Here is a 20,955-nt window from a genome sequence, read left to right as displayed (position 1 = left end):
GGGGGGGCGCGCACTGGGCCCCCGCCCTCATAAACTACGCCCCGGCCCCCCCCCGCCCCCCCCCCCCCCGGGGGGGGCCCCCCCCCCGGGGGGGGCCCCCCCCCCGGGCCCGGGGGGGGGGGGCCCACGGCCGTTGTGCGGCTGCGCGGGTGTCAGGCGGTCTCGCCGCCCAGGTGGTGCACCCGGACCATGTTGGTGGTGCCGGGGACGCCGGGGGGCGAACCGGCCGTGATGACCATGGTGTCGCCGTCGCTGTAGCGGTTCAGCTTCAGCAGCTCGGCGTCCACCAGGTCGACCATGGCGTCGGTGTTGTCCACGTGCGGCACGACGTACGACTCCACGCCCCAGCTCAGCGCGAGCTGGTTGCGGGTGGACTCCTCCGTGGTGAAGGCCAGGATCGGCTGCGCCACGCGGTAGCGGGACAGACGGCGGGCGGTGTCACCGGACTTGGTGAAGGCCACCAGCGCCTTGCCGTTCAGGAAGTCCGCGATCTCGCACGCCGCGCGCGCCACCGAACCGCCCTGCGTACGGGGCTTCTTGCCCGGCACCAGCGGCTGGAGGCCCTTGGACAGGAGCTCCTCCTCGGCTGCGACGACGATCTTCGACATCGTCTTGACCGTCTCGATCGGGTACGCGCCGACGGAGGACTCCGCCGAGAGCATGACAGCGTCCGCGCCGTCCAGGATCGCGTTGGCGACGTCGGACGCCTCGGCGCGGGTCGGCCGCGAGTTGGTGATCATCGACTCCATCATCTGGGTCGCCACGATCACCGGCTTGGCGTTGCGGCGGCACAGCTCGACGAGGCGCTTCTGCACCATCGGGACCTTCTCGAGCGGGTACTCGACGGCCAGGTCGCCGCGGGCGACCATCACGCCGTCGAAGGCGGCGACGACGCCCTCCATGTGCTCGACGGCCTGCGGCTTCTCGACCTTGGCGATGACGGGGACCCGGCGGCCCTCCTCGTCCATCACCTTGTGCACGTCCTTGACGTCCTCGGCGTCCCGCACGAAGGACAGCGCGACCAGGTCGCAGCCCATCCGCAGGGCGAACCGCAGGTCGTCGACGTCCTTCTCGGACAGGGCGGGGACGTTGACCGCCGCGCCGGGAAGGTTGATGCCCTTGTGGTCGGAGATGACACCGCCCTCGATCACGATGGTCGTGACCCGGGGACCCTCGACCGAGACGACCTTCAGCTCGACGTTGCCGTCGTTGATCAGGATCGGGTCACCCTTGGCGACATCGCCGGGCAGCCCCTTGTAGGTGGTACCGCAGATCGACTTGTCGCCCGGGACGTCCTCGGAGGTGATGACGAACTCGTCCCCGCGGACCAGTTCGACGGGTCCCTCGGCGAACTTCGCGAGGCGGATCTTCGGGCCCTGGAGGTCGGCGAGGACACCGACCGCGCGGCCGGTCTCGGCGGCGGCCTTGCGGACCCGGTCGTAACGGCCTTGGTGCTCCTCGTGGGTACCGTGACTGAAGTTGAAACGGGCCACGCTCATGCCGGCCTCGATCAGAGCGACGAGCTGCTCATGGGAGTCGACGGCGGGACCGAGGGTGCAGACGATTTTGGAACGGCGCATGAGGCGGATCCTATCGGTTTGTTTCACTGCGGAATATTCCGTCTGGTGGAAGGTACAAAGGGGCGCGGGCCCGCTCAGTTGTGGACCAGGGCGAAGGTCTGACCGGCGATCTCAAGCTCCTCGTCCGTAGGTACGACGGCGACCGCCACCCGTGCGTCGTCGGGCGAGATCAGCCGCGGTTCGCCGGACCGTACGGCGTTGCGGTCCGCGTCCACGGCCAGGCCGAACCCTTCCAGCCCCGCGAGCGCAGCCTCCCGCACCGGAGCCGAGTTCTCCCCGACACCCGCCGTGAAGACCACGGCGTCCACCCGGCCGAGGACGGCCGAATAGGCGCCGATGTACTTCTTGAGCCGGTGGATGTAGATGTCGAACGCCAGCGCGGCGCGTTCGTCGCCCTTGTCCACCCGGCGGCGGATCTCCCGCATGTCGTTGTCGCCGCAGAGGCCGACCAGACCGCTCCTCTTGTTCAGCAGGACGTCGATCTCGTCCGTCGACATCCCCGCCACCCGCTTCAGGTGGAAGGTGACGGCCGGGTCGACGTCTCCCGAACGCGTGCCCATGACCAGCCCCTCCAGAGGGGTCAGGCCCATCGACGTCTCCACGCACCGGCCGCCCGCCACGGCGGAGGCCGAGGCGCCGTTGCCCAGGTGCAGCACGATCACGTTCACCTCCGCGACCGGCCGCCCCAGCAGTTCGGCGGTGCGGCGCGAGACGTACGCGTGCGAGGTGCCGTGGAAGCCGTACCGGCGGATGCGGTGCGCGTCGGCCGTCTCCACGTCGATCGCGTAGCGCGCCGCGTGCTCCGGCATCGTCGTGTGGAACGCCGTGTCGAAGACGGCGACCTGCGGCAGGTCAGGGCGCAGCGCCTGGGCCGTGCGGATGCCGGTGATGTTCGCGGGGTTGTGCAGCGGGGCCACCGGGACGAGCCGCTCGATCTCGGTGAGCACCTCGTCGGTGATCACGGTGGGCTCGCTGAACCGCAGCCCGCCGTGCACCACCCGGTGGCCGATCGCCGCCAGCTCGGGGGAGTCGAGGCCCAGCCCGTCGGCCGCCAGCTCGTCCGCCGCGGCCTTCAGCGCCTGCTCGTGATCGGCGATCCGCCCGGTGCGCTCGCGGGGCTCCCCGCCGCCCGCCAGGGGCGTGTGCACCAGCCGGGAGGAGGACTCCCCGATCCGCTCGACCAGACCGGTGGCCAGGCGGGACCGGTCCCGCATGTCCAGCAGCTGGTATTTCACCGAGGAGGATCCGGAGTTGAGCACGAGCACGCGGTGGGCGTCGTTCATGGAGCGCGAACCTTCGCTGGAGGGGGCGGTGGTCATGGCGGTCATTCCTCGCCCTGGGCCTGGATCGCCGTGATGGCCACCGTGGTGACGATGTCCTGGACCAGGGCGCCGCGCGACAGGTCGTTGACCGGCTTGCGGAGTCCCTGCATGACCGGGCCGACCGCGACCGCGCCGGCGGAGCGCTGGACCGCCTTGTAGGTGTTGTTGCCGGTGTTGAGGTCGGGGAAGATCAGCACGGTCGCGCGGCCCGCCACCTCCGACGCCGGCAGCTTGGTCGCGGCGACGGACGGCTCGACCGCCGCGTCGTACTGGATCGGGCCCTCGATCCGCAGATCCGGACGGGAGTCGCGTACCCGCTCCGTCGCCTCCCGCACCTTGTCGACGTCCGCGCCCGTGCCCGAGGTTCCCGTCGAGTACGAGAGCATCGCGATCCGGGGCTCCACACCGAAGCGGGACGCGGTGGCCGCGGACTGCACCGCGATGTCCGCGAGCTGCTCCGCGTCGGGGTCCGGGTTGACCGCGCAGTCGCCGTACACCAGGACCTTGTCGGCGAGGCACATGAAGAAGACCGAGGAGACGATCGAGGCGTCCGGCTTCGTCTTGATGATCTCGAACGCCGGGCGGATCGTCGCCGCTGTGGAGTGCACCGAGCCCGACACCATGCCGTCGGCATGCCCCTCCTGGACCATCAGGGTGCCGAAGTAGTTGACGTCCGAGACGACGTCGTACGCCAGCTCCACCGTCACTCCGCGGTGGGCGCGCAGCTCGGCGTAGCGCTCGGCGAAGCTCTGGCGCAGCTCCGAGGTCTGCGGGTCGACGATCAGGGTCTCCCCGAGGTCGATGCCCAGGTCGGCGGCCTTCTTGCGGATGACGTCGGTGTCCCCGAGCAGGGTCAGGTCGCAGACGTCCCGGCGCAGCAGCACGTCCGCGGCGCGCAGGACGCGCTCCTCGGTGCCCTCGGGCAGGACGACCCGGCGCCGGTCCGAGCGGGCCTGTTCCAGCAGCTCGTGCTCGAACATCATCGGGGTGACCCGGCCGCTGCGGGCCACGGAGATCCGCTCCAGCAGGGCCCCGGTGTCCACGTGGCGCTCGAAGAGGCCGAGTGCGGTCTCCGCCTTGCGGGGTGTCGCCGCGTTCAACTTGCCTTCGAGGGCGAAGAGTTCACCCGCCGTGGGGAAGGAGCCGCCGGACACCGCGATCACCGGGGTGCCGGGTGCGAGGCGGGCGCCCAGCCGGAGTATCTCCTCGCCGGGGCGCTCGTTCAGGGTGAGGAGGAGGCCGGCGATGGGCGGGGTGCCGGCGCTGTGCGCGGCGAGGGAGCCGATGACCAGGTCCGCGCGGTCGCCGGGGGTGACGACCATGCAGCCCGGGGTCAGGGCCTTGAGGAGGTTCGGCAGCATCGCGCCGCCGAAGACGAAGTCCAGGGCGTCCCTGGCGAGCCCCGAGTCGTCGCCGAGGAGAACCGTTCCGCCCAGCGCCGTGGTGATCTGGGCGACGGTGGGCGCGGAGAGCGCCGGGTCGTCCGGCAGGACCGAGCAGGGGACCGGCAACTGGGTCCGCAGCCGTTCGGCGATGTCCTCCCGGTCCTCGGACGCCACCCGGTTCACGATCATCGCCAGGACGTCGCAGCCGAGGCCGGCGTACGCCCGGTAGGCGTTGCGGGTCTCGGCGCGCACGGACTCGGCGTCCTGGTCCTTGCCCCCGACGACCGCGATGACCGAGGCGCCGAACTCGTTGGCGAGCCGGGCGTTCAGGGCCAGCTCGTCGGGGAGCTGGGTGGCGGCGAAGTCGCTTCCGAGGACCAGCACGACCTCGTAGTCGCGGGCCACCCGGTGGAAGCGCTCGACGAGCAGCGAGACCAGTTCGTCGGTGCCCTTCTCCGCCTGGATCGCGGACGCCTCGTGGTAGTCGACGCCGAACACGGTCTCCGGGCTCTGCGACAGCCGGTAGCGCGCCCGCAGCAGCTCGAACAGGCGGTCGGGCCCGTCGTGGACCAGCGGCCGGAAGACGCCGACCCGGTCCACCTGACGCGTCAGTAGCTCCATGACTCCCAGATCGACGACCTGGCGGCCGTCTCCCCGGTCGATCCCGGTCACGTACACACTGCGCGTCACGCGTGGTCTCCCGTCCCGTATGGCTGGCATTGTCCTCTTGACGATACCCACGGGGGCAGGTATGCCGCCCGCCGGGCCGTATGCCCGCTACAGGCCCCCTCCGAACCCCTGACGGCCCCGTACCGGCGATGCCGGAAGCGCGGGGCCGGGGCACGGCGTGGGACAATCGTCATGGCTCACGGTACGGGGGTTTCTCGACGGTCCCCGGAATGCATGGCACTAGCGAGCAGGAGACAGAGCAGGATGCGCATCGGAATTCTCACCGCAGGCGGCGACTGCCCAGGCCTGAACGCCGTGATCCGGTCGGTCGTGCACCGCGCCGTGGTGGGTCACGGCGATGAGGTCATCGGCTTCGAGGACGGTTTCAAGGGACTGCTCGACGGCCATTTCCGGCCTCTCGACCTGAACGCCGTCAGCGGCATCCTGGCCCGTGGCGGCACGATCCTCGGCTCGGCACGGCTGGAGCGCGACCGGCTGCGCGAGGCCGCCGAGAACTGCGCCGAGCTGGCCCTCCGTTACGGCATCGACGCGCTGATCCCGATCGGCGGCGAGGGCACGCTCACCGCGGCCCGCATGCTCTCCGACGCCGGGATGCCCGTCGTGGGCGTCCCGAAGACGATCGACAACGACATCTCGGCCACCGACCGTACCTTCGGCTTCGACACCGCCGTGGGCGTCGCGACCGAGGCCATAGACCGTCTCAAGACCACGGCGGAGTCGCACCAGCGGGTCATGGTCGTCGAGGTCATGGGCCGCCACGCCGGCTGGATCGCCCTGGAGTCCGGGATGGCCGGCGGTGCCCACGGGATCTGCCTGCCGGAGCGCCCCTTCCAGGTCGACGACCTGGTCAAGATGGTCGAGGAACGCTTCGCCCGCGGCAAGAAGTTCGCCGTCATCTGCGTGGCCGAGGGCGCGCACCCGGCCGAGGGCTCCATGCCGTACGCCAAGGGTGAGATCGACCAGTTCGGCCACGAGCGCTTCAAGGGCATCGGCAACCGTCTCGCCGCGGAGCTCGAACTCCGCCTGGGCAAGGAGGCGCGGCCCGTCATCCTCGGCCATGTGCAGCGCGGCGGCACCCCGACGGCGTACGACCGGGTGCTCGCGACCCGGTTCGGGTGGAACGCGGTGGAGGCCGTCCACCGCGGCGACTTCGGCCGCATGACGGCGCTGCGCGGGACCGAGATCGTGATGGCCCCGCTGGCCGATGCCGTGACCCGTCTGAAGACCGTCCCCAGCGACCGGATGTACGAGGCCGAGTCGGTCTTCTGACCCCTCCGCCGGAGCCCGGCCGGACGACGCCGCGGCCCCGGCCGTCCCCCGAGGACGGCCGGGGCCGGCGTCGTCCCCGCGGGGACTTCCGAGCCGCGGCACTCTCCGGCCCGGCGGGGCTCCGGGGCCCGGGCGGTCTCAGATGCCGGCCGTGCGCCAGAACTCCTCGACCACCCGGTCCAGGTAGGTCCGCCCCGCGTCGCCCGCCGTGCCGTTCCGGTCCCGGCCCGCGGTGTTCCAGCTGAGCGTCGACACCATCAGGGCCTGGTAGTCGGTGTGCAGTTGCTCCAGCACGTTCTGGAGCAGGATGCGGTCGAGCGGGACGAGCTTGTCCAGCGGTCGCACATACGCCTGCCAGCGGGTGGTCACCGCCCGCGTCAGCAGGTCCGTCAGCTCCTCGTTCCGGCCGGTCGCCGTCAGGAACTGCGCCGCGGACATCCCCAGCGCGTCGCAGAGCGCCACGGCCTGGCGCTCGTTGCCCCGCCAGCGGCCCGAATCCTCGATCCGCTGGTAGGCCGCCGCCGACATCCCGAGCGCGCGCGCCAGTTCGTCCACGGTGACGTCCCGGGCGAGCCGGTGCTCACGCAACGTGCCCGCGGCGGAGAGCAGTTCACCCGGGGCGCACCACAGCACCCCGGAGAGTGCCATCAGTTCGCGTTCTCCGGGAAGGGCCGTACCGCGCTCCCAGGCCATCACGGTCTCTGCCGTGATCTGAAGTCCGTACTGGGCGCCGAGCCCGTACGCAACATGTCCGGGAGCCATTCCCAGCGCCTCGCGCAAGCGGCGCGCGGCGGGGGCGTTGAAGGGCGGTGTGGGGTGCACGGCCCCACCGTAGAAGGCGGGGAACCCGCTGGCTACAGGCTGTTCCTCTCAGTTCACCCTTCGTACGATCCTCCTATCGGCCCGTCTCCGGCCGGGCCGGCATGATCAGCGGGTTTCGGCCACCCAGCGGTAGTGCAGCTCGGGCCGGCCGACCTGACCGTAGCTCGGCCGCCGTTCGGCCCGGCCCGCCGCCACCAGGTGCTCCAGGTAGCGGCGGGCGGTGATCCGCGACATGCCCAGTTCCTGCCCGGCGGCTGCCGCCGTCAGCCCCTCCGGCGCCTCCCGCAGAGCACCGGTCACCGCCTCGAGCGTCGGTCCGCTCAGGCCCTTGGGCAGCGTGGCGGGGTCCGCGACGCGCAGGGCGCCCAGGGCGCGGTCCACCTCCTCCTGGCCGCTGGCCTCACCGGCTGCCGCCCGGAACTCGGCGTAGCGCACCAGCCGGTCCCGGAGGGTCGGGTAGGTGAACGGCTTCAGCACGTACTGCACGACCCCGAGCGACACGCCCTCCCGCACCACGGCCAGGTCGCGCGCCGACGTCACGGCGATGACGTCGGCGCCGTGCCCCGCCGCCCGCAGCGAGCGCAGCAGCTGCAGTCCGTGGCCGTCGGGCAGGTAGAGGTCGAGCAGCAGCAGGTCCACCTCCGTGCGGTCCAGGGCCCGCACGGCCTCGGCCCGGGAGTGGGCCACGGCCGCCACCTCGAAGCCCGGCACCCGGCCCACGTACAGCTGATGGGCGTCGGCGGCCACCGGATCGTCCTCCACGACCAGCACCCGGATCACCGGGCCACCACCGCCGCCGTACGGCCGGCGAGCGGCAGCCGCACCGTGAACTCCGCGCCTCCGTCCGCCGCCCGGCCGAGCGTCACCGTGCCGCCGTTGCGGTGGACCGCCTGCCGCACCAGCGCCAGGCCCAGGCCGCGGCCGGCGCCACGGGTCGTCCAGCCCCTGGCGAACACCTCGTCCGCCTCGTCCGGGCCGATCCCGCCGCCCGTGTCCGCCACCCGCAGCAGCAGCTCGCCCCCGTCCGTGCGGGCCGTCACGGTGACCAGGGCCCGAGTCGCGGTGCGCTGGGCCGGGAGGGGCCCGCCGTCGTCCTGACCCGCCTCGGACGCGGCGTCGACCGCGTTGTCGATGAGGTTCCCGAGGATCGTGACCAGGTCCCGCGCGGCCAGCGACCGCGGCAGCGCCCCGTCGTCGATCAGGCTGTCCCGCGCGAGCACCAGCTCCACCCCGCGCTCGTTCGCCTGCGCCGCCTTGCCGAGCAGCAGCGCGGCCAGCACCGGTTCGGCCACCGCCCCCACCACCCGGTCCGTGAGCACCTGCGCCAGTTCCAGCTCGGCCGTCGCGAAGTCCACCGCCTCGTCGACCCGGCCCAGCTCGATCAGCGACACCACGGTGTGCAGCCGGTTCGCCGCCTCGTGGGCCTGCGAGCGCAGCGCCTGGGTGAAGCCGCGCTCCGAGTCCAGCTCGCCCGACAGCGCCTGGAGCTCGGTGTGGTCGCGCAGGGTCACCACCGTGCCGCGCCGCTCGCCGCCGACCACCGGGCTGGTGTTGACGACGATCACCCGGTCCGCCGTGAGGTGGACCTCGTCCACCCGCGGCTCGGACGCGAGGAGCGCCCCGGTCAGGGGCGCCGGCAGCGCGAGCTCGTCGACCCTGCGCCCGACCGACCCCGGATCCAGCCCCAGCAGGTCCCGCCCCGCGTCGTTGATCAGGGCGACCCTGCGCTGCCCGTCCAGCATCAGCAGCCCCTCCCGCACCGCGTGCAGCGTGGCCTCGTGGTACGTGTGCATCCGGCTCAGCTCCCGGGCGTTCATACCGTGGGTGTGCCGCCGCAGCCTGGCGTTGATCACGTACGTCCCGAGCGCGCCGATCAGCAGCGCGGCGCCCGCCGCCGTCCCCAGCGCGCCGAGCTGCTCCCGCACCTGCGTGGACACCCGCTCCACGGTGATTCCCGCGCTGACCAGGCCGACGATCCTGCCCCCGTCGTGGATCGGCGTGACCACGCGTATGGAAGGGCCCAGGGTGCCGGTGTAGGTCTCCTCGAAGGTCTCCCCGCGCAGCGCCCGCTCGGTGTGCCCGATGAAGCTCCTGCCGATCTGCGTGCGGTCCGGGTGGGTCCAGCGCACCCCGCGCGGATCCATGATCGTGACGAAGGCGATCCCGGTGTCCTGGCGGACCCGCTCCGCGTACGGCTGGAGTACGGCGGAGGGGTCCGGGGTACGGATCGCCTCCCGCACCGACGGAGATCCGGCCATGGCGAGGGCAGCCGCCCGCACCTGGCGCGCCGCCGTCTCCTCGGCCTGGGACCGGCCGGACGCGTACGTGAAGAGCGCGCACCCGGCGACGACCGCCGCCACGAGCAGGGCCTGCATCGCGAAGAGCTGGCCGGCCAGGCTCCGGGGGACGGTACGGGGCAGACGCATGCCCACAGTCTGCCTCGCGGCGACCACCGGCCCAAGGTGGCCGATAAGCGTCCGTGAACGATATGAACGCAAGGGTGACGGCCGTCACAGGGAAGTGGATAGTCACCGAAGCCCCCAGGGACGGGGAGCCGCCGCACACCCGAGGAGACCCCGTGGCAGAGAAAGCCGCACGACGGGACCGCACGCACTATCTCTACCTGGCCGTGATCGCCGCCGTGGTGCTGGGCATCACGGTGGGCCTCGTGGCTCCCGACTTCGCCGTGGAGCTCAAGCCGATCGGCACCGGCTTCGTCAGCCTCATCAAGATGATGATCTCGCCCATCATCTTCTGCACGATCGTGCTGGGCGTCGGCTCCGTACGGAAGGCCGCCAAGGTCGGCGCCGTCGGTGGTCTGGCCCTCGGCTACTTCCTGGTCATGTCGACCGTCGCCCTGGCCATCGGGCTCGTCGTCGGAAACCTCCTGGAGCCCGGTTCCAGCCTCCACCTCACCGAGGCGGCCCGCGCCGCCGGTGAGGAGCAGGCCTCGGGTGCCAGCGAGTCCACCGTGGACTTCCTGCTCGGCATCATCCCCACCACCATGGTCTCGGCGTTCACCGAGGGCGAGGTCCTCCAGACCCTGCTCATCGCCCTGCTCGCGGGCTTCGCGCTCCAGGCCATGGGCTCGGCCGGCGAGCCGGTCATCCGGGGCATCGGCCACATCCAGCGCCTCGTCTTCCGCATCCTCGCCATGATCATGTGGGCCGCCCCGGTCGGAGCCTTCGGCGCCATGGCCGCGGTCGTCGGCGAGACGGGCGTGGACGCGCTGAAGTCCCTCGCGATCATCATGATCGGCTTCTACGTCACCTGCGCGCTCTTCGTGTTCCTGGTCCTGGGGGCGCTCCTGCGCCTGGTGGCCGGGATCAACATCTTCACGCTGCTGAAGTACCTGGGCCGCGAGTTCCTGCTGATCCTCTCCACCTCGTCCTCCGAGTCGGCCCTGCCGCGGCTGATCGCGAAGATGGAGCACATGGGCGTCAGCAAGCCCGTCGTCGGCATCACCGTGCCGACCGGCTACTCCTTCAACCTCGACGGCACCGCGATCTACCTCACGATGGCCTCGCTCTTCATCGCCAACGCGACGGGCGACCCGCTGACCCTCGGCGAGCAGATCTCCCTGCTGGTCTTCATGGTCATCGCCTCGAAGGGCGCCGCGGGCGTCACCGGAGCGGGTCTCGCCACCCTCGCCGGCGGCCTCCAGTCGCACCGCCCCGACCTGGTCGACGGCGTCGGCCTGATCGTCGGCATCGACCGCTTCATGAGCGAGGCCCGCGCCCTGACGAACTTCGCGGGCAACGCGGTGGCCACCGTGCTGGTCGGCACCTGGACCAAGGAGATCGACCGGGCCCGGGTGGACCAGGTCCTCTCCGGTGCCCTTCCCTTCGACGAGAAGACGATGACCGACGACGTCCACGGCGCAGAGCCGCACGTCCCCGACGCCAGGGACGGCGGCGAGGAGCAGCCCTCGCTGGTGAAGGTGTGACGAGGGCCTGACGCGTGACCGAGCGGCCGGTACGGGATCCCCGTGCCGGCCGCTCGCGTGCCGCCCTGCCGCTCTCGTGCCGACCGCTCGTACGCACGCCACTCCGGCCGTCGCCGATGTGATCATTCCGTGCTGGCGCCCAGCCGCCGTCCCGCGCAGTATCACTGTCCTGACCAGGCGCGACGGGTGTCCTGACCAGACTCAAGGGGTGGGGACGCTGAAGACCGGACGACACTGGAGAGCCACGGTCGCACTGCTGCTGCCGACGGTCATCGGCGCGGCCGGGTGCGCCGCCGAGGACCGGCCCGAGCCGGGCGAGGCGGTCTACGGGCTGCCGCTCGCCGAGCAGTTCCAGGCCGCGACGGACGCCACGCGCGGCGCGGGCACCGCCGCGTTCGTGTCGACGCTGGTCTACGGGGCGGCCGGCGGCGACGCCGTGCACCAGGCGAGGGGGAGCCAGGACTACGGGCGGGGCACCTCCCTCGTGACGCTGGGCCTGACCGCCGGACGTCACTTCCCGGCGGACGACCTGGAGTTGCTCCGGGAATCGGCCCCCGAAGGGAAGCAGTCGGTCGCCACCGCAGGGGACGACGTCTACGTCCGGAGCGGGGACACCGCCTGGCTGCGCTACACCCCTGACGCGGTCAACGAACTCGGCGAGACCACCGGGGTGGTCGCGGCGCACGCCGCCGGTGACACGGCCCCGTACAGCGGAACCCTCGCCGACCTCGTGCCCAGAGTGATCCCACGGGAGAAGCCCGCGCGCCGGGAGGACGGCAGCCGCGTCTACCGGGTGACTGTGCTCCCCGAGGTGGCCGCCGAACTGCTCCCCCGGGACCTGCAGAGCCTCCAGCACGACTGGGGCACGAGGCCGGTCCAGCTCACCGTGCGCCTGGACGCGGAGGGGAGGCTGGCAGCGGCGACCGCCGACCTCGGCCCCGTCCTGGCCAGGCTCCACGAGCAGCGGCTCCTGCGCGAGGTGAAGCAGTTGCGCGCCTCGTACGAGCTCAGCGCCTTCGGCCGGCCCGTGAAGGGCAAGGGGCCGGAGGCCGGCGGGCGGCCCGTCGAGGACGCCGGGAAGGTGCTCGCCGCGATCGGCACGCTCGACGACGGCCGGTGCGCCACCACCGCCGGCACGGGACTCGGGACCACGACGGTCGTGCGGCCCGTGGACTGCTCGGACCGGCACGAACTGCGGGTGCTGGCCCAGGTGAAGGTCGACCGGGCCCTCCCCGGCAAGCAGGACATCGCGAACGGTGACTCGTACGCCAGGGTGGAGTGCGAGCGGGCACTGGCCGCCGCGCCGGATGACTGGCAGCGCGGCGGCTCGTACGCTCAGGGCTTCAATCTTGTCGGTTCCTCCAGTGTGGGCAGCAGTTTCAGCATGGGCGGAGACGGGGCGCAGACGACGGTGACAGGCGACTACACCTGTTACCTCAGGGCGTCCTGACGCAGCATCACCCGAACGGGATGTGGACGGCCGACTGGTTGCCGACCCCCACCGTGCTCGGTCCGTTGCCGATGGCGTTCCAGACCTCCACCTTCACCGTGCCGTTCACGAGGTTGCCGTGGCTTCCGGTGGAGGCCTTGAGCCCCTTGGCCTGCGTGTAGTGCTCGTAGCCGTTGACGGGGTCGGTGGCGAAGTAGTTGTACGTCTCCGTGCGGTCCCAGGTCCCGTCACCGGTGCGGTCGTAACTCACCCTCACCTGCTGCCCGTTGGCGATGGTGGTACCCGAGTCCGTGAACAGGTCGAACTGGGTGGCTCCACCGTCGTACGTCCGGGTGATGCCGGTGGCGGTGAAGGTCTGCGGGCTGTGCGGGGTGCCGTCGTAGTTCCCCCCGCCGGCTGAGGCGACCGTCACCGAGGAGGCGGCGGACTGGGCTGCCCCGAGGCCTCCGCCGCTGCGCAGGACGAGGGTGGAGGAGCCGGTGGGCGGGTTCGTGGGCGGGTCGGTCGTCCCGCTGCCGCCCTTGGTCCAGACGCCCACGTAGTCGACGAGCATGGGCCGGCCGGGCACGGTCTCGGCGGTCGGGGTGGAGCCGCCGAGCGCGTTCGGGAACGCCCCGCCGATCGCGAGGTTCAGCAGGAGGAAGTAGCCGGCGTGGTCGGTCATGTTGGCCCACGTCGTGGCGTCCAGCTGGCTCTGGGTGACGCTGTGGAAGAGCTCCCCGTCGACGTACCAGCGCAGGGCGTTGGGGGTGACGGCGCGGTCCCACTCGAAGCGGTAGGTGTGGAACGCGGACTGGCAGCTCGCGCCCGGGCAGGTGCGGCTGTTGCCGAGGCCGGTGGTCTCGTTGCAGGGGCCGCCCGGGTTGACCCCGCAATGGAGCACACCCCACACGGAGTTGATCCCGTTGACGTTCTCCATGATGTCGAACTCGCCGATGCCCGGCCAGTTCCAGTAGTTGCCCCGGTACGGGGACCCGAGGGCCCAGAACGCCGGCCAGTAGCCCAGGGCCGCGTTGCCGGTCACGTTCGGCATCTGGACGCGGCCCTCGATGCGCAGGGTGCCGCCCGCCGGGGCCTTGAAGTCGGCGCGCTTGGTCTCGATGCGGCCGGAGGTCCAGTTCCCCGCACCGTCGCGGAGCGGGGTGATGCGGAGGTTGCCACTGCCGTCGAGGCTGACGTTGTCGGGGCTGGAGGTGTAGTTCTGGATCTCTCCGGTGCCCCAGTTGCCGGGCCCTCCGGGATAGCCGTGTCCCGTGTCGATCTGCCAGTTCGCGGAGGACGGCAGGCTGCCGTTCGCGCCGTTGAAGTCGTCGCTCCACTGGAGGTTCCAGCCAGGCGTGGTCGGTACGTCACCCCGGGCGGACCCGGAACCGGCGACGGTGATCACTCCGGCGAGGACAAGGGCCAGGGCGGTGAGGGCGGCGAGGACGGTCGTGCGTCTGTGGGGGATGGTGCGGCTCGTACGCAAGGGGACCTCCGGTGGGGACGGTGCCGGGAAGGTACTTTTGAGAGCGCTCTCAGAGTTATTTAGTTGCACTCGGGGCGCCCGTCAATGGCCCCGGCCGTTCAACTTCCGGAAAACGCGGTCACGTCGGCCCCTGATGCACGGCTTGCCTTGACGTCGGCGTCAAGGATTACGGTCGCGGTATGCGAATCGGGGAACTGGCCGAACGCGCCGGGACGACGGCCCGGACGCTTCGGTACTACGAGTCGCGCGGCCTGCTGCACGCCCGCCGCGCGGAGAACGGCTACCGCACGTACGACGAGAGCGACCTGCGGCTGATCGAGCAGATCCGGACCCTCCAGGACTTCGGGTTCGACCTGGAGGAGACCCGTCCCTTCGTCGACTGCCTGCGCGCCGGCCACCCGGCGGGCGACTCCTGCCCGGCCTCGCTCGCCGTCTACCGGCGCAAGCTCGGCGAGCTGGACGCGCTCATCGACCAGCTGCGGTCGGTCCGTGCGGAGGTGGGCGCTCAGCTCGCGCGCGCCGAACTGGAGGCCTCCGCCGAGCTGCCGGGCGGCCCCGAACCACGATGCGAACTGAACTGGGAGGACGACAGATGATCCACGTCGAAGGTGTCGCAGAGGTCACCGACGCGACGTTCGACCGGGAGGTGCTGGAGGGCGGCCTGCCGGTCCTGGTCGAATTCACAGCCGACTGGTGCGGGCCCTGCCGCCAGCTCGCCCCCGTGCTCGGCGCGATCGCCCGGGAGGAGGCGGGCCGCCTCAAGATCGTCCAGATCGACGTGGACCACAACCCGGGCGTCACCAGCCGCTACGCGGTGCTGTCGATGCCGACGCTGATGGTCTTCCAGGACGGCGAACCGGTGAAGTCCATGGTCGGCGCCCGGCCCAAGCGGCGGCTGCTCCAGGAGCTGGAGGACGTCCTGCCCGCGGCCGTCTGAACCGGCAGGCGGGGGACGGAGCCCTACGCGGGCGCCCTCCCGTCCTCCAGCCGGACCAGCGCCCGCATGGCCTCGCGCTCGACGCGTGACACGTCACGCAGCACATTGCCTGCCCGTACGAGGTCCTGCTCGTCGCCCAACTCACCGGCTGCGGCGATCAGGGCCGCGGCTTCGGTCCACAGGGTGGCCGCCTCGGTGTACAGCGCGTGCCCGGTGCGCAGATGCCGGTCGCCGACCAGCTGCGCGCACTCGGCGAGGAAGTCCCGGTAGAGGTTGCGGAACAGCGCGCCGCCGGTGCCGGCCTCCTCCATCAGGAAGGCGGCCTGCGGCAGGTCCCGGCGCGGGTCGTCCGTCCGCCGGAGCCAGGTGGGCACCAGCTTGGCCGCCTTCTCGATGCCACGGTGGCCCAGGTTGGCGATGGGCGGGTCGAGGAAGACCGCGGCGCAGGCGGTGACGGCGGGGACGATCCGGCTCTCCGGGGGCGGCGCGGTCCGGGGGACGCTGAGGGTGAAGGACCGGTGCCTCGCCGTCATGGGTCCGCGCGCGGCCCGGGCCCGGGCGAGGCCGGTCAGGTTGGTCGTCACCGCTCCGCCCTGCTGGGCGGTGTCCACCAGCCGGGCTTCGTGGCCGTCGTAGCCGTACAGGGCGACGACATGCCCGCCGAAGTGGACCTTGGGCGTGAAGTAGTCGAGGTGCCCGCTGTCGAGCTGGAGTCCGACGGGGCGGCCCGCGTCGACGTGCGCCGTCACGTCCGCCCAGGCCTTACGGGGCGAGGTGGTCTCCTGGACCCGGAGGTCCAGACCGAGCCGGCCGGCCAGGTTCCTGGTGAGGTCGAAGGGCCTCACCCGCCCGCCGAGGAAGGGGAAGTCCAGGTTCTTGGCGTCCCAGTAGATGAAGGACAGGCCGGAGCCGAGGCCGAAGAGCATGGGCTCGGACAGATCGAGTCCCTCGTGCCGCAGCAGCACCCCCAGAGCGGTCGTCTCGCAGTGCCGCGCACCGCGGGCGTCGATGTCGTGCACCTCGGCCATGCCCTGCCCTTCCGGTCGGTTCCAGCGGTCGGTTCCAGGCTCCGACCCTACTGGCGGCGTCCGGCGCGAAGGGGCCCCAAGCCGGTGCGGCGCACACGCCGACGACGGCGCGCCGAGGCCTTCCCCCACCGGTGCCCCGGCCGCCGCCGGACCCTCAGGAGCGCTGTCGGCGCGGCTGGTTAGGCTCATCGAGGACCGGAGCGCACCCCGCGCGCCGGAAGGACATGGATTCCCTGGGGGAAGCAGATGAGCAGGACACTCACCGCGACGGCCTTCGTTCTGACGGCCGCTCTGCTGACGGGCTGCGGTGGTGGCGAGGAGAAGCCGGCCGACGCGGGCAAGGGGGACACCCCCGCCGCCCAGGAGTCCGCGGGGGCGAAGGAGACCGGCGGGGGCGTGGAGGAAGGCGCCTCGCACGAGGTGACGATCAAGGTCGAGGGGACGGGCAGGAGCAACGTCATGTACACCCTCGACGACTCCGGCTTCAAGGAGGTCGACCTGCCGTGGACGAAGACGGCCACCATCGCCCCGCGCGGCGCCGAGCGCGAGGTCGGCCGGCTGGTCATCGTCACCCCCGGCAACACGACGGCCGCCGACGGCAAGCTGGTCGCGGCAGGATGCTCGATCACGGTCGACGGCAAGACCGTCGTCGAGAACGAGGGCGGCGCGACGGGCAAGCCCTGCTCGTACAAGCTCAAGTAGAGCGGCTCGCCCGGCGCCCCGGACGAGCGGGCGGTGCGCCCGCAGGTCCGGTCCGCACGTTCCCGGCCCGGGCGGTGCACGCGGAGGTCCGGCTCGCACGCCCCCCGCGAGCGAAGGCGCCGCGGAGATTCAGGCGCCCGTGCCGGGGGAGGGGCGGTGCACCCGGAGTGCGCGGTGCACCGCCCCTCCTCACGCCGTCAGGCGGGCCGCAGCCAGACCGTCGCCAGCGGCGGGAGGGTCAGCGTGATGCTGGTGTCCCTGCCGTGCGCCGGCACCGCCTCCGGCTTCAGCGGCTCCCCGTTGCGTACGTCGCCGCCGCCGTAGCGCGCCGCGTCGGTGTTCAGGACCTCCACCCAGGACTCCGGTCCGTCCGGGACCCCGATGCGGTAGTCGTGCCGCACCACCGGGGAGAAGTGGGAGACGGCGATCAGCGGCGAGCCGTCCGCGTCGTAGCGGACGAAGCTGAACGCGTTGTCCTCCGCCGCGCCGCCGTCGATCCAGGAGAAGCCCTCCGGGGAGGTGTCCAGCTGCCAGAGCGCCGGCAGCGCGTTGTAGACCGCGTTGAGGTCCGTGACCAGGGTGCGCACCCCGCGGTGGTCGCCGGAGGCCTCGTACGTCTCGTCGAGCAGCCACCAGTCGGGCCCGTGACCCTCGGACCACTCCGCGCCCTGGGCGAACTCCTGCCCCATGAAGAGCAGTTGCTTGCCGGGGTGCGCCCACATGAAGCCGAGGTAGGCGCGGTGGTTGGCGCGGCGCTGCCACCAGTCACCGGGCATCTTGGTGACCAGCGCCTGCTTGCCGTGCACCACCTCGTCGTGCGAGATCGGCAGTACGTAGTTCTCGCTGTACGCGTACACCATCGAGAAGGTCATCTCGTTGTGGTGGTACTTGCGGTGGACGGGCTCCTTGGAGACGTACACCAGCGAGTCGTGCATCCAGCCCATGTTCCACTTGAGGCCGAAGCCCAGGCCGCCGTGGTCCGTCGCGCGGGTCACGCCCTCCCAGGCGGTGGACTCCTCCGCGATGGTGACGACACCCGGATTGCGCCGGTAGACCGTCGCGTTCATCTCCTGGAGGAAGGCGACCGCGTCCAGGTTCTCCCGGCCCCCGTGCTCGTTCGGCGACCACTGGCCGTCCTCGCGGGAGTAGTCGAGGTACAGCATGGAGGCGACGGCGTCGACCCGCAGCCCGTCGATGTGGAACTCCTCGCACCAGTACGTGGCGTTGGAGACCAGGAAGTTACGGACCTCCTTGCGGCCGTAGTCGAACTCCAGGGTTCCCCAGTCGGGGTGGGCGGCCCGTCGCGGGTCGGAGTGCTCGTACAGCGGCCGGCCGTCGAACTCGGCGAGGGCCCAGTCGTCGCGCGGGAAGTGCGCCGGAACCCAGTCCATGAGGACGCCGATGCCCGCCGCGTGCAGGGAGTCGACCAGGAAGCGGAAGTCGTCCGGGGAGCCCATGCGGGACGTCGGCGCGAAGAAGCCGGTGACCTGGTAACCCCAGGAGCCGCCGAACGGGTGCTCGGAGACCGGCATCAGCTCGACATGGGTGAAGCCCAGCTCCCGTACGTACGAGGGCAGTTGGGCGGCCAGCTCGCGGTAGCCGAGGCCGGGCCTCCAGGACGGCAGGTGGACCTCGTAGACCGAGAAGGGGGCCTCGTGCACCGGGCGGTCGCCGCGGTGCCGCATCCAGTCGGCGTCCTGCCACTCGTGGTGCGACGCGGTCACCACCGATGCGGTGGCCGGGGGCACCTCGGTGCCGCGGGCCATCGGGTCCGCGCGCTGCGTGTGGGAGCCGTCCGGCCGGCAGATGTCGTACTTGTACACGGCCCCCTCACCGACACCCGGGAGGAAGAGCTCCCACACACCGGTGCCGCCGAGCGAGCGCATCGGGAAGGCGGTGCCGTCCCAGTAGTTGAAGTCTCCCGCCACGCGTACGCCCCGGGCGTTCGGGGCCCAGACGGTGAAGCGGGTCCCGGTGACGCCCTGGTGTTCCATCGGCTGGGCGCCGAGCGCCTTCCACAGTTCCTCGTGCCGGCCTTCGCCGATCAGGTGCAGATCGAGTTCACCGATGGCGGGCAGGAAGCGGTAGGGGTCCTCGACCTCGATCGTGTTGTCGTCGTAGACGACCTGGAGGCGGTAGGCCTCGGGCACCGCCGGAAGCGGCAGGACGCCGGAGAAGAAGCCGTCGCCGTCGCTCTGCAGTTCGGCCCGCTTGCTCTTGACCAGCACCGAAACCGAGCGGGCGAACGGCCGCAGCACGCGGAACAGCACGCCGCCGGAAGCGGGGTGCGCGCCGAGGACGTCGTGCGGCGCGTGGTGGTCGCCCGCGAGCAGCCTGCCTCGGTCCGCGGGGTCCAGGGCGGGGGCGGGCAGGACGTTCTTGCTGCCACCGCCGCGCCGGGGGCGGGGCGGGGCCCCGGTGGCCGCGGCGGCCGTCTTCCTGGCGCGGGGGCGCTTGGCAGGCGCCGCGGGCGCGGCCTCGGCGGGTGCGTCGGCGGCTGAGGCGGCTGAGGCGGCTGGGGCGGCTGGGGCGGCTGAGGCGGGAGCCGGAGCCGGGGCGGTGGCCGGTGCCGCGGCGGGGGCGGTGACCTCGGTGGTCACCGGCTGGGCCGTGGGCGGGACCTCGATGGGCTCGGGGGACTTGCGGGACGGCTTGCGGGCGGTCACAGAGACTGCCTCCTCGAAAGGTGAGTGGTGGGAGGGGAGGTCACGCGGGCTCGGCGGCCAGGCGCTGGATCGCGGCCATCGGCACCGGCAGCCAGTCGGGGCGGTGCCGGGCCTCGTACAGCACCTCGTACACCGCCTTGTCGGTCTCGTGGGCGCGCAGGAGTTCCGGCTCGCCGCGCGGGTCGGCGCCCGCCGCGCTCGCGTAGCCCTCGCAGTACGCGGCACGGCAGCGGGCCGCCCACTCCGGGTTCCACGGGTGGTGCGAGCGGGCCGCGTAGTCGAAGGACCGCAGCATCCCCGCGACGTCACGCACCGTCGGCTGCGGGCTGCGGCGTTCGGGCAGCGGCCTGGCCGGCTCTCCCTCGAAGTCGATCAGTGACCAGAAACCGTCGTCCCCGCGCAGGGTCTGGCCCAGGTGCAGATCGCCGTGGACCCGCTGGGCCGTCCAGCCGCGGCCGGTCTCCCCGAGCGCGGCGACGGCGTCGAAGGCGGTGCGAAGGCCCGGCACGTACGGGACGAGCGCGGGGACCGCCTGGGCGGCGGCCTCCAGGCGCTCCACCATCCCCGCCACCAGGTGCCTGGTCCGGTCGTGGGCCAGTGGAGGCGTCGGCAGGGCCGCCGCGAGGGCGGTGTGCACCTCGGCCGTGGCACGGCCCAGCGCGTGCGCCTCGGGGACGAAGTCCTGTCCCGCGGCCAGGGCGGCGAGCGCGAGCTGCCAGCCGTCCTGCGCGCCGTGCAGGAACGGCTGGAGCACGCCGAGCGTGAGCGGCTCGGGCCCGGTGGTCGCCTCGAACCAGGCCACCGGGGCGGGGACCCGTCCGCAGCCCTCGCGGCCGAGCGCGAGCGGCAGTTCGAGATCGGGGTTGGTGCCCGGGAAGACCCGGCGGAAGATCTTCAGGATGAAGGCGTCGCCGTAGACCAGTGAGGAGTTGGACTGCTCGGTGTCCAGAACCCGCGGGGTGAGCCCTGGAGGGATCGGTTCCGCACGGTCGAAGCGGAGGGGGCCGAGGGTGCCCGGGTGACGGAACCGTTCCAGCAGGAGGTCGGCGACACGGGGGTCGTGCAGCCCCTCGTACAGCGTGCGGCCGGCCAGCGGCCCGTCCGTCACCTGCCCGATGCGGGCGTCGGCCAGCCGTGGGGGGAGCGTGCCGTGCACGCCGAGCAGCAGCTGGTAGCAGTCCTCCTGGGGCTGCGCGTGGCGGTTGCCGGGTTGGTGGACCCGGACGAGCAGATGCAGGAGCCCGGGGCCCGTGCTCGTGGCGTCCAGCGGCAGTATCTCGGTGGCGGCGACCAGCGAGAAGCCGCTGACGGCCTGCCCCTTGCCGGCGAACCAGCGCTGCCGGGGCACCCACTCGTGGAGCAGGGGAGCGAGCGAGGCGAGCAGGGCCGTGGTGCCCGTGCCGCTCGGCGTATGCCTTCTCGTCGTCTTTCGTGATGTTGTGCTCTTCGCCAGGGCGACTCGAGTGGATGCAGCCTCCGACATGGCATCGCGTCCTTTCCCCGGGCACACCACAGGATGCGAAGAGTGTCCCGGATTGCGGCAATGGCTGTCCGGCTGTGCGGGACGTGTCGGGTGAGGAAAAGTCCGACGGAGTCGATCATTGGGCCGATGGGCGCCCGAAGGAGCCCGGAAGAGCTCGATATGGGGGAGAGTGCCCCGTGCGGGGCGGCGGAAACCGCCCCGCGGGTG

Annotated in this window: 16 protein-coding genes; 6 read left to right on the top strand and 10 right to left on the bottom strand. The window is 72.0% G+C overall.

Translation table 11 applies throughout. The features are described from left to right. Positions 1-152: 152 nt before the first annotated feature. The 3 genes from pyk to pta form a co-directional block, all read right to left on the bottom strand. Complete coding sequence (gene pyk / locus ACFY8O_RS01635; protein WP_145803055.1) at positions 153-1,580, bottom strand: pyruvate kinase; 1,428 nt, start codon at positions 1,578-1,580, stop codon at positions 153-155. A gap of 74 nt (positions 1,581-1,654) precedes the next feature. Further along, positions 1,655-2,899 (bottom strand): acetate kinase, encoded by a 1,245-nt coding sequence (locus ACFY8O_RS01630; protein WP_387897796.1) that lies wholly within the window; start codon positions 2,897-2,899, stop codon positions 1,655-1,657. Between the two features lie 5 nt (positions 2,900-2,904). Further along, on the bottom strand, positions 2,905-4,977 hold the full coding sequence (gene pta, locus ACFY8O_RS01625; protein ID WP_145803053.1) for a phosphate acetyltransferase: 2,073 nt from the start codon (positions 4,975-4,977) through the stop codon (positions 2,905-2,907). A gap of 243 nt (positions 4,978-5,220) precedes the next feature. On the opposite strand from pta, the gene ACFY8O_RS01620 reads away from it, so the two are divergent. Further along, on the top strand, positions 5,221-6,246 hold the full coding sequence (locus ACFY8O_RS01620) for an ATP-dependent 6-phosphofructokinase (protein WP_145803052.1): 1,026 nt from the start codon (positions 5,221-5,223) through the stop codon (positions 6,244-6,246). Positions 6,247-6,384: 138 nt separating this feature from the next. Here the strand turns inward: ACFY8O_RS01620 and ACFY8O_RS01615 are convergent, their stop codons facing one another. From ACFY8O_RS01615 to ACFY8O_RS01605, 3 genes are all read right to left on the bottom strand, one after another. Beyond that, positions 6,385-7,008 carry a helix-turn-helix domain-containing protein gene (locus tag ACFY8O_RS01615; RefSeq protein ID WP_387899516.1) on the bottom strand — a complete coding sequence of 208 codons (624 nt, stop codon included), beginning with the start codon at positions 7,006-7,008 and terminating at the stop codon, positions 6,385-6,387. A 165-nt stretch (positions 7,009-7,173) separates the two neighbouring features. Beyond that, positions 7,174-7,848, bottom strand: coding sequence for a response regulator (locus ACFY8O_RS01610; protein WP_145803048.1), 675 nt, complete (start codon positions 7,846-7,848; stop codon positions 7,174-7,176). Next, positions 7,845-9,494 (bottom strand): sensor histidine kinase, encoded by a 1,650-nt coding sequence (locus ACFY8O_RS01605; RefSeq protein WP_145803046.1) that lies wholly within the window; start codon positions 9,492-9,494, stop codon positions 7,845-7,847. Before ACFY8O_RS01605 ends, ACFY8O_RS01610 begins: the two co-directional genes overlap by 4 nt. Positions 9,495-9,646: 152 nt before the next feature. Here ACFY8O_RS01605 and ACFY8O_RS01600 point away from each other — a divergent pair, with 152 nt between their 5' ends. Together ACFY8O_RS01600 and ACFY8O_RS01595 are read left to right on the top strand one after the other, a co-directional pair. Continuing rightward, complete coding sequence (locus tag ACFY8O_RS01600; protein WP_145803044.1) at positions 9,647-11,014, top strand: cation:dicarboxylate symporter family transporter; 1,368 nt, start codon at positions 9,647-9,649, stop codon at positions 11,012-11,014. A gap of 208 nt (positions 11,015-11,222) precedes the next feature. After that, positions 11,223-12,464 (top strand): hypothetical protein, encoded by a 1,242-nt coding sequence (locus ACFY8O_RS01595; RefSeq protein WP_145803042.1) that lies wholly within the window; start codon positions 11,223-11,225, stop codon positions 12,462-12,464. 7 nt (positions 12,465-12,471) lie between these two features. Here the strand turns inward: ACFY8O_RS01595 and ACFY8O_RS01590 are convergent, their stop codons facing one another. Continuing rightward, positions 12,472-13,932: a family 16 glycosylhydrolase gene (locus ACFY8O_RS01590; protein ID WP_387897789.1), complete on the bottom strand. Its 1,461-nt coding sequence runs from the start codon at positions 13,930-13,932 to the stop codon at positions 12,472-12,474. A gap of 179 nt (positions 13,933-14,111) precedes the next feature. On the opposite strand from ACFY8O_RS01590, the gene ACFY8O_RS01585 reads away from it, so the two are divergent. Both ACFY8O_RS01585 and trxA read left to right on the top strand, forming a co-directional pair. After that, complete coding sequence (locus ACFY8O_RS01585) at positions 14,112-14,528, top strand: MerR family transcriptional regulator (protein WP_145803038.1); 417 nt, start codon at positions 14,112-14,114, stop codon at positions 14,526-14,528. Further along, positions 14,525-14,869 (top strand): thioredoxin, encoded by a 345-nt coding sequence (gene trxA / locus ACFY8O_RS01580; protein ID WP_145803036.1) that lies wholly within the window; start codon positions 14,525-14,527, stop codon positions 14,867-14,869. The genes ACFY8O_RS01585 and trxA overlap by 4 nt, the downstream gene beginning before the upstream one ends. A gap of 23 nt (positions 14,870-14,892) precedes the next feature. On the opposite strand, the gene ACFY8O_RS01575 is transcribed toward trxA, so the two are convergent. After that, entirely contained in the window at positions 14,893-15,897 is a 1,005-nt protein-coding gene (locus tag ACFY8O_RS01575) for a BtrH N-terminal domain-containing protein (RefSeq protein ID WP_387897785.1), read from the bottom strand. A gap of 246 nt (positions 15,898-16,143) precedes the next feature. On the opposite strand from ACFY8O_RS01575, the gene ACFY8O_RS01570 reads away from it, so the two are divergent. Continuing rightward, a complete protein-coding gene (locus ACFY8O_RS01570) occupies positions 16,144-16,599 on the top strand; it encodes a hypothetical protein (protein WP_387897782.1) in 456 nt (151 codons plus the stop codon). A 197-nt stretch (positions 16,600-16,796) separates the two neighbouring features. On the opposite strand, the gene glgB is transcribed toward ACFY8O_RS01570, so the two are convergent. Further along, the gene (glgB, locus tag ACFY8O_RS01565) at positions 16,797-19,265 is read right to left on the bottom strand and encodes a 1,4-alpha-glucan branching enzyme (protein WP_387897779.1); all 2,469 of its coding nucleotides are present in this window, start codon (positions 19,263-19,265) and stop codon (positions 16,797-16,799) included. A 40-nt stretch (positions 19,266-19,305) separates the two neighbouring features. Next, positions 19,306-20,748, bottom strand: a complete 1,443-nt coding sequence (locus ACFY8O_RS01560; RefSeq protein ID WP_145803029.1) for a maltokinase N-terminal cap-like domain-containing protein — start codon at positions 20,746-20,748, stop codon at positions 19,306-19,308. Positions 20,749-20,955 lie beyond the last annotated feature (207 nt).

This window comes from Streptomyces argenteolus, assembly GCF_042902585.1.
Lineage (GTDB): Bacteria > Actinomycetota > Actinomycetes > Streptomycetales > Streptomycetaceae > Streptomyces > Streptomyces argenteolus.
This window is presented reverse-complemented; position numbering and strand designations above follow the sequence as displayed.

Coding starts and splice junctions, on each gene's coding strand:
- ACFY8O_RS01630 (WP_387897796.1), bottom strand. CDS start 2,899: ATGACCACCGCCCCCTCCAGCGAAGGTTCGCGCTCCATGAACGACGCC.
- ACFY8O_RS01615 (WP_387899516.1), bottom strand. CDS start 7,008: ATGGCTCCCGGACATGTTGCGTACGGGCTCGGCGCCCAGTACGGACTT.
- ACFY8O_RS01560 (WP_145803029.1), bottom strand. CDS start 20,748: ATGTCGGAGGCTGCATCCACTCGAGTCGCCCTGGCGAAGAGCACAACA.
- ACFY8O_RS01585 (WP_145803038.1), top strand. CDS start 14,112: ATGCGAATCGGGGAACTGGCCGAACGCGCCGGGACGACGGCCCGGACG.
- ACFY8O_RS01575 (WP_387897785.1), bottom strand. CDS start 15,897: ATGGCCGAGGTGCACGACATCGACGCCCGCGGTGCGCGGCACTGCGAG.
- trxA (WP_145803036.1), top strand. CDS start 14,525: ATGATCCACGTCGAAGGTGTCGCAGAGGTCACCGACGCGACGTTCGAC.
- pyk (WP_145803055.1), bottom strand. CDS start 1,580: ATGCGCCGTTCCAAAATCGTCTGCACCCTCGGTCCCGCCGTCGACTCC.
- ACFY8O_RS01620 (WP_145803052.1), top strand. CDS start 5,221: ATGCGCATCGGAATTCTCACCGCAGGCGGCGACTGCCCAGGCCTGAAC.
- ACFY8O_RS01605 (WP_145803046.1), bottom strand. CDS start 9,494: ATGCGTCTGCCCCGTACCGTCCCCCGGAGCCTGGCCGGCCAGCTCTTC.
- ACFY8O_RS01570 (WP_387897782.1), top strand. CDS start 16,144: ATGAGCAGGACACTCACCGCGACGGCCTTCGTTCTGACGGCCGCTCTG.